General features: G+C 69.3%; 6 protein-coding genes (1 of these 6 only partly in view). 2 read left to right on the top strand and 4 right to left on the bottom strand.

Features of this window, described 5'->3' with window-relative positions:
• Window positions 1-850: the 3' portion of a benzoate/H(+) symporter BenE family transporter gene (locus tag QE373_RS00105; RefSeq protein ID WP_309682113.1), read on the top strand. Its footprint begins 338 nt before the window's first position; only the last 850 of its 1,188 coding nucleotides appear in the window; its start codon lies off the left edge, out of view; it ends in the stop codon at window positions 848-850.
• Window positions 851-914: 64 nt separating this feature from the next.
• Here QE373_RS00105 and QE373_RS00100 read toward each other — a convergent pair whose 3' ends face one another.
• The 4 genes from QE373_RS00100 to QE373_RS00085 all read right to left on the bottom strand — a co-directional run bounded on the left by QE373_RS00100 (window position 915) and on the right by QE373_RS00085 (window position 5,878).
• Complete coding sequence (locus QE373_RS00100) at window positions 915-3,089, bottom strand: lytic murein transglycosylase (protein ID WP_309682110.1); 2,175 nt, start codon at window positions 3,087-3,089, stop codon at window positions 915-917.
• A gap of 45 nt (window positions 3,090-3,134) precedes the next feature.
• Window positions 3,135-4,115 (bottom strand): L-histidine N(alpha)-methyltransferase, encoded by a 981-nt coding sequence (gene egtD / locus QE373_RS00095; RefSeq protein ID WP_057508358.1) that lies wholly within the window; start codon window positions 4,113-4,115, stop codon window positions 3,135-3,137.
• A 10-nt stretch (window positions 4,116-4,125) separates the two neighbouring features.
• Window positions 4,126-5,358 carry an ergothioneine biosynthesis protein EgtB gene (gene egtB / locus QE373_RS00090; RefSeq protein ID WP_309689465.1) on the bottom strand — a complete coding sequence of 411 codons (1,233 nt, stop codon included), beginning with the start codon at window positions 5,356-5,358 and terminating at the stop codon, window positions 4,126-4,128.
• A 130-nt stretch (window positions 5,359-5,488) separates the two neighbouring features.
• Entirely contained in the window at window positions 5,489-5,878 is a 390-nt protein-coding gene (locus QE373_RS00085; protein ID WP_123700009.1) for a YchJ family metal-binding protein, read from the bottom strand.
• Window positions 5,879-5,980: 102 nt separating this feature from the next.
• Here QE373_RS00085 and QE373_RS00080 point away from each other — a divergent pair, with 102 nt between their 5' ends.
• Window positions 5,981-6,754, top strand: coding sequence for a TSUP family transporter (locus tag QE373_RS00080; protein WP_309682103.1), 774 nt, complete (start codon window positions 5,981-5,983; stop codon window positions 6,752-6,754).
• Window positions 6,755-6,792 lie beyond the last annotated feature (38 nt).

Below are 6,792 nucleotides of genomic sequence, written 5' to 3'. Positions count from 1 at the left end.
GCTCGGGTTCTCCGGGGTGTTTGCCAGGCTGATGCAGCGTGTCCCGATGGCATTGGCCGCCGGCATGCTGGCGGGCGTGCTGCTGCGCTTCGGCCTGGAGGTCTTCGTGTCCATGCAGACACAGCTGTTGATGGCACTGGCGATGTTCGGCAGCTGGTTGCTGGCACGGCGCCTGCTGCCGCGCTATGCGGTGATCGCCACCCTGTTGGTGGGCATCGTGGTGGCGCTTGGCAGCGGACAGCTGCACCTGCAGGGCATCGAACTGCAGCTGGCCCTGCCCGTGTGGACCACGCCACGGCTGAGCTGGGCGGCGGTGGCCAGCGTTGCCCTGCCCTTGTTCGTAGTGACGATGGCCTCGCAGAACATTCCCGGGGTGGCGGTGATCCGCGCTTCTGGTTACCAGGCACCGGTGTCGCCGTTGATCGGCTGGATCGGGGTGGTCAACACGGTACTGGCGCCGTTCGGTGCCTTCGCGCTGAACCTCGCGGCGATCACCGCGGCCATCTGCATGGGCCGCGAGGCACACGAGGATCCGGCCCGCCGCTACACCGCCGCCATGGCCGCGGGCGCGTTCTACATCGTGGTCGGGGTGTTCGGCGCCACGGTCGCGGCGCTGTTCGCTGCTTTCCCCAAAGAGCTGATCGCCTGCGTGGCCGGCATCGCGTTGTTCGGCACCATCGGCAACAGCCTGGCCACGGCGCTGGCGGTGGAGCGTGACCGCGAGGCCGCGCTGGTGACCTTCCTGGTTACTGCGTCCGGCATGTCGCTGTGGGGTATCGGCTCGGCGTTCTGGGGACTGGTGGCCGGCGGGGTGACCTTGCTGGTGCTGCGGCCGCGGGCAATGGCGTAGGCCGGGCTGCCAACCATGACGGCGGCAGCGGGACGGCGTTGCGCGGATCGACCGCGCAGGCCTGTTACAGCGGCTGCACCGACAGGGTCTGCTGCAATACGTGGCGGCCGCCGGCCGGGATGGTCACCACGTCCGGCCCCGCGTTGGCCGCCTCCAGGCAGACGTAGTCGCGCCAGCCATCGCCGACGTCGGCCATTTTCGCTGCTGCCTCGGCGCCCGGGTTCCAGGCCACCAGTGAGCGGCTGCCCTGGGTTTCCAGGGTGATGCGGCGCTTCAACACCGGGTCGTGCAGCACGTAGCGGCCCCCGGCCTGCGTATAGATGCGGTCACTGCGGCCGGGATCGCGCGGATCGCGCAGGTTCCATGGCCCCTGCTGGCGGCGCGCCTGGGCGTAGTTCTCGTACTTGTCCAGGTAGTCCAGCCCATCCACCCCCTCCACGTCCACGCGGCCGGCATCACCGACGTGGAAATAGTTGTGCAGCGCCTGGCTGATCGTCGCCGGCGCGGTGCCGGCGTTGTCGGTGATGAGCCGCTGGGTCAGGGTCGCCCCGACCACCACCACCATCTGCAGACGCAGCGACAGGTTGTCCAGCACCGGCGGCGCCAGGGTGAGCTCGATGCTGCCGTCGGCCAGCGCGCGCGCCTGCTTCAACTCCCACGGCAGGGTGCGCACGAAGCCGTGCGCGGGCACGTCATTGGACTGCCCTTGGCGGCCGAAGTACGGCCAGCACACCGGGCTGCCACCCCGGATCGGCGTCGGCAGTTCGGCGCGTCGGGGCGACAACCACATCACGTCCTTGCCGCCCTTGGGCACGAAGGACAGCAGCTGGCCGCCGAACACGCTGATCGCCGCGCTGCCCTGCGGGGTCTGGATGAGCCACGCATCGAGCCCCTGGAACTGGCCACTGGTCACGCCCTGGATCTGTTGCACCTTGGAAGCACTCCGCACCGCTGGCGACTGCACCAGCGTGTTGTAGTTGGAAGGAAGGGTGAAGCGGCTGGCGGCCGGCGCTGCAGCCGTGGGGGGTTCGGCCTGCAGCGCCTGCAGGATGCGGCGACCGGCGCGCCCATCCAGCGGCGTCCAGCCCAGGCGCTGCTGCTCGGCCTGGATGGCGCGGCGGCTGGCGGTGCCGATCATGCCGTCGACCTGGCCGATGTCATGCCCGCGCGCGGCCAGCAGCGCCTGCAGCTGGCGGCGCTCGCGGCGACCCAGGCCCGGATCATCGGTGGGCCATGCCGTTGCCAGCCCGGCACCGCCGCGCAGCCGGTCGGCCAGCGTGGCGATGGCCAGCGCGTAACTTTCTGCGGCGTTGTAGCTGTAGATCGCGTCGTAGTTGCGGAACACCAGCAACGCCGGCCCGGTGTTCCCGGCCGGCAGCAGCAGCGCCGCGCGCGCATCGGCAGGCAGCCCGGGCACGGCTATCGCGTCGCCCTGCAGGGAGGTCACGCCCAGCGCTTTCCAGTCCGCCAGCGCGCGGCGCTGGGTGCGCCCGGCCTGTGCGGCGGCGAAGCCGGCGGGGACGCGGACTTCCATGCCCCACGGCTCGCCGCTGCGCCAGCCGGCACGCTTTAGGTAGTTGGCGGTGGACGCCAGCGCGTCCGGGATGCTGCCCACCAGGTCGCGGCGGCCGTCGCCATCGCCATCCACGGCAATGCGTGCATAGGTGCTCGGCATGAACTGGGTATGCCCGAACGCACCGGCCCAGGACCCCACCAGCCCCTCGCCGTGCAGGTCGCCCTGGTCCACCAGCTTCAACAGAGACAGCAGTTCACCGCGGAAGAACGACTGCCGGCGGCCCGCGCAGGACAGGGTGGACAGCGACTGCAGCAGCGGGCGCTTGCCGAACACGCGCCCATAATCACTTTCCACGCCCCACACCGCCACGATGGTGGCCGGGTCCACGCCGTACTCGGCAGACACCTGCTGCAGCAGGGCGCGGTGCTGGGCCAGCATGGCGCGACCATCGTCCACGCGCTGTTCGTCGACCAGCGCGGCCAGGTAATCCCAGATCGGCGTGCTGAACTCCGGCTGGGCATCCAGCAGCTCCAGCACGGACGGGTCAGGCTGCACGCCGGCCATCAGGGCGCTGAAGCGCTCGGCCGGGATTCCCTGCCTGGCCGCACTGGCCTGCAGGGTCGACAGGCAGGACGCGAAGGCCGGATCGACCTGCTGCGCGGACGCCAGTGGGCTGGCCATCAGGGTGGCCAGCAACATCAGGGAGCGCGTGGTCATGGTCATCCTCCGTGCCGCCATGGCCCCTGCATCATAGCGGCAGCGGGACGATCAACGGCGGCGCAGCAGGCGCAGGCCGAAGCCGGGTTGCGGCGCGGCCGTGTCCCAGCGCCCGATGATCTGCAGCCCCGAGGCATCCAGCAACTGCTGGAAGCTGGCTTCGGTGTACTTGTGGCTGTACTCCACCTGGATCGCATCGCCTGCGGCAAAGTGGAAGCGATGACCGCCGACGGTGACGTCCTGGTCGCGGTCACTGACCAGCTGGGTTTCGATGCGCAGGCGCGGCACGCTGTAGCGCGCACGATGGTGGAAGGCCTGCAGGTCGAAATCGCTGCCGACCTGCTGGTTGAGGCGCTTGAGCAGGTTGAGGGTGAACGCGGCGGTGACCCCGGCGGCATCGTTGTAGGCCGCTTCCAGCGTCGCGGTGTCCTTGTGCAGGTCCACGCCGATCAGCGCCAGTCCGTCTTCGCCCATGGTCTGGCGCATCGCGCGCAGCAGCGCTACCGCCTCGTCATGTTCGAAATTGCCCAAGGTGGAGCCGGGGAAGAACAGAAGACGGCGTGCAGCCTGTTCCTCCGGCTCAGGCACCTGCACCGGCTGGGTGAAGTCGGCGCAGACCGGCAGCATTTCGATGTCCGGCTGGGCCGGCGCCAGGTGGTCGATGCTCGACAGCAGGGCCGCGCGCGAAATCTCGATCGGGGTATAGGCCACCGGCGCATCGAGCGCCTCCAGCAGCAGCGCGGTCTTGCGCCCGCTGCCGCTACCCAGTTCGACCACGTGTACGCGCGGTCCGACGCGTTCGGCAATATCCGGCAGCGACTGTTCCAGCAGGGCCAGCTCGGTCCGGGTCGGGTAGTACTCGGGGGTGCGGGTGATCTGCTCGAACAGGGCCGACCCGGCGGCGTCGTAGAAATATTTGGAGGGCAGCCGCGGCGGCGTGGCGGACAGGCCGGCGATGGCGTCGGACAACACCCGTTCGCGGCTGGGGGTCAGGTCGGTCAGCGCCTGCCGCGCCGCGTGTACGGTACTCATGGAACGATGCTCATCGGAACGCCTTTGCCAGGCGCACGCCGGAGAACTGCCAGCGTGCGGAGGGGTCGAAGAAATTGCGGTAGCTGGCACGCACGTGGCCGCGCGGCGTGGCGCAGCTGCCGCCGCGCAGGATCCACTGGCCACACATGAACTTGCCGTTGTATTCGCCGAGACTGCCCGGGAAGGTGCTGAAACCGGGATACGGACCGTAGGCGCTGCTGGTCCATTCCCAGACATCGCCGTGCAGCTGCTGCAGGCCATCCGCTGCGCGCGGCGCGGACGGGTGCAGGCGATCATCGTCGACGAAATGGCCGTCAACGGGGTGCTGGCTGGCGGCCGCTTCCCACTCGAATTCGGTCGGCAGGCGTGCACCGGCCCAGCGGGAGTAGGCGTCGGCTTCGTAATAACTGATATGGCAGACCGGCGCGTGCGGATCCAGCGCACGCCAGCCGCCGAGGGTGTATTCGCGCTCCAGCGCTTCATCCCAGTACAACGGATGCCGCCACTGCTGGGCCTGGTTCAATGACCAGCCCTCGCTCATCCACAGCTGCACCTGCCGGTAGCCGCCATCGGCGATGAAGGCGGCGAACTCGGCATTGCTGGCCGGACGGCTGGCCAGCGCGTGGGCGGGCACCAGCACGCGATGGCGCGGCGATTCGTTGTCGTACGCGAACTCGGCATCGGCAGGCCACGCGGGGGCACCGATCCACGCGATGCGCTCCGGGCTGTCGATCCACTGCAGCGGCGTGGCGGCGCCGGCCTGCGTGGCCAGGTCATCGCGGTAGGCTGGCTGCAGCGGGTTGCTCCACAGCGCATGCTTGATGTCGGTCAGCAGCAGTTCCTGGTGCTGTTGTTCGTGCTGCAGGCCGAGTTGCAGGTGGTCCAGCGTTTCATCGGTCAGCGCGCGGTCCTTCAACAGGCGCAGCACCTGCCCGTCGATACGTTCGCGGTAGTCGTACACCTGTTCCAGGCTGGGCCGGGACAGCAGGCCACGCTGCGGCCGCGCGTGCGCCGGGCCGATGGTTTCGTAGTAGCTGTTGAACAGGAAGTTCCAGTCGGGCTGCAGTGGCTGGTGACCCGGCTGCGCGCCCAGCACGAAGCGTTCGAAGAACCACGTGGTGTGCGCCAGGTGCCACTTGGTGGGGCTGGCGTCGGCCATGCTCTGCACCATGGCGTCTTCGGCGCTGAGTGGGGCGGCAAGCGCCACGCTGCGTTGGCGCACGTGGACATAGAAGTCGGCCAGGGCAGCGTGGCGGGACGGGATCAGGGGAGCGGAGGCGAGCAGGCTGTTCACGACAGGAAGCTTGGGTCAGCTGCGGTGAGGACCACGTCATCGGCCCGCCATGGTGCCGTGTGCGCCGGCCCCCGCCCGGCTACAGCGCGTCCAGGTAGAACCAGTTTCCGCCGATGCGCTGGAAGCGGCTGTGCTCGGTCATCCTGACCGCACTGCCGCCGCCGATGCGGTAGCGCGCGGTGAAGCGGACCTGCGCGCGGTCGCCGTCCTGCTGGTGCTCCTGCACGGTCAGGCCCAGCCATTGGGTGCGCTGGCCGGGGGCATCGTCCAGGGACAGCTCCGCTGGGCGTGTATCGGGGTGCCAGCTGGACAGCAGGTAGTCGGCACGCTGCAGCACGTAGGCGCTGTAGCGCGAGCGCATCAGCTGTGCGGCATCGGCCGCCGGTTCGCCGGCATGGCAGCGGCCGCAGCAATCGGCGTAGGGCTTGCCGAGGTCGCAGGGGCAGGTATCGGGGACGGTCTGGCTCATGCCCGCTATTTTTGCATGGCCGGCGCGCCGCGCAACGGCGGGCCACGGCGGGCCACGGCGGCGTGGGCGTATCCTGTCGGCCCCCCATTGCAGGCCTGATCCGTGCTGGACATGATCCCCCCCGAACTCTGGTGGCTGGTAGCCATCGCCTTCATTGCCGGCCTGGTCGATGCGGCGGTCGGCGGCGGCGGACTGGTGCAGTTGCCGGGCCTGTTCACGGTGCTGCCGCAGCACTCCCCTGCGCTGCTGTTCGGCACCAACAAGTTCAGTTCGGCCTTCGGGACCGGGGCGGCGGCCTGGCGCTATGCGCGCAACGTGCGCTTCCCGTGGCGACCGGTACTGTTCGCGGCCGCCACCGCGTTCGTGTTTTCATTCCTGGGCGCGACCGCGGTCAGCCTGCTGCCCAAGGATGCAGTGCGTCCGCTGGTGCTGGTGCTGCTGGTGGCGATGCTGGGCTACACGCTGTGGAAGAAGGACTTCGGCGCGCTGCACCGGCCGCGCGAGGTGGGCCGCCGCGAGCTGCTGATCGCGCTGGCGATCGGTGCGGCGATCGGCTTCTACGACGGCTTCTTCGGGCCGGGCACGGGCAGCTTCCTGATCTTCCTGTTCGTGCGCTTCTTCGGGCTGGATTTCCTGCGCGCCTCGGCGGCGTCGAAGGTGGTCAACCTGTCGACCAATTTCGCTGCGCTGTCGTTCTTCGTGCCGACCGGCAACGTGCTGCTGCTGTTCGCCGTGCCGATGGCGGTGGCCAACATCGTGGGCTCGGTGGTCGGCACGCGGCTGGCGTTGCGCGGCGGCACACCGTTGATCCGCAAATTGTTCGTGGGCCTGGTGGTGGTGCTGATCGCGCGGATGGGCTGGGATACGTTCGCCTGATGCTTCGCGCATGGCGCGACGTTGTCTGCTGTCATGCG

The sequence above is a fragment of the Stenotrophomonas sp. SORGH_AS_0321 genome (assembly GCF_031453215.1).
GTDB classification, from domain to species: domain Bacteria; phylum Pseudomonadota; class Gammaproteobacteria; order Xanthomonadales; family Xanthomonadaceae; genus Stenotrophomonas; species Stenotrophomonas chelatiphaga.
The sequence above is the reverse complement of the archived record's forward strand: the minus strand, read 5'-3'. Positions and strand labels throughout refer to the sequence as shown.

What these genes read in the sequence shown, in the direction of transcription:
- QE373_RS00100 (WP_309682110.1), bottom strand. Translation starts at nt 3,089, where the DNA reads ATGACCATGACCACGCGCTCCCTGATGTTGCTGGCCACCCTGATGGCC.
- egtD (WP_057508358.1), bottom strand. Translation starts at nt 4,115, where the DNA reads ATGAGTACCGTACACGCGGCGCGGCAGGCGCTGACCGACCTGACCCCC.
- QE373_RS00085 (WP_123700009.1), bottom strand. Translation starts at nt 5,878, where the DNA reads ATGAGCCAGACCGTCCCCGATACCTGCCCCTGCGACCTCGGCAAGCCC.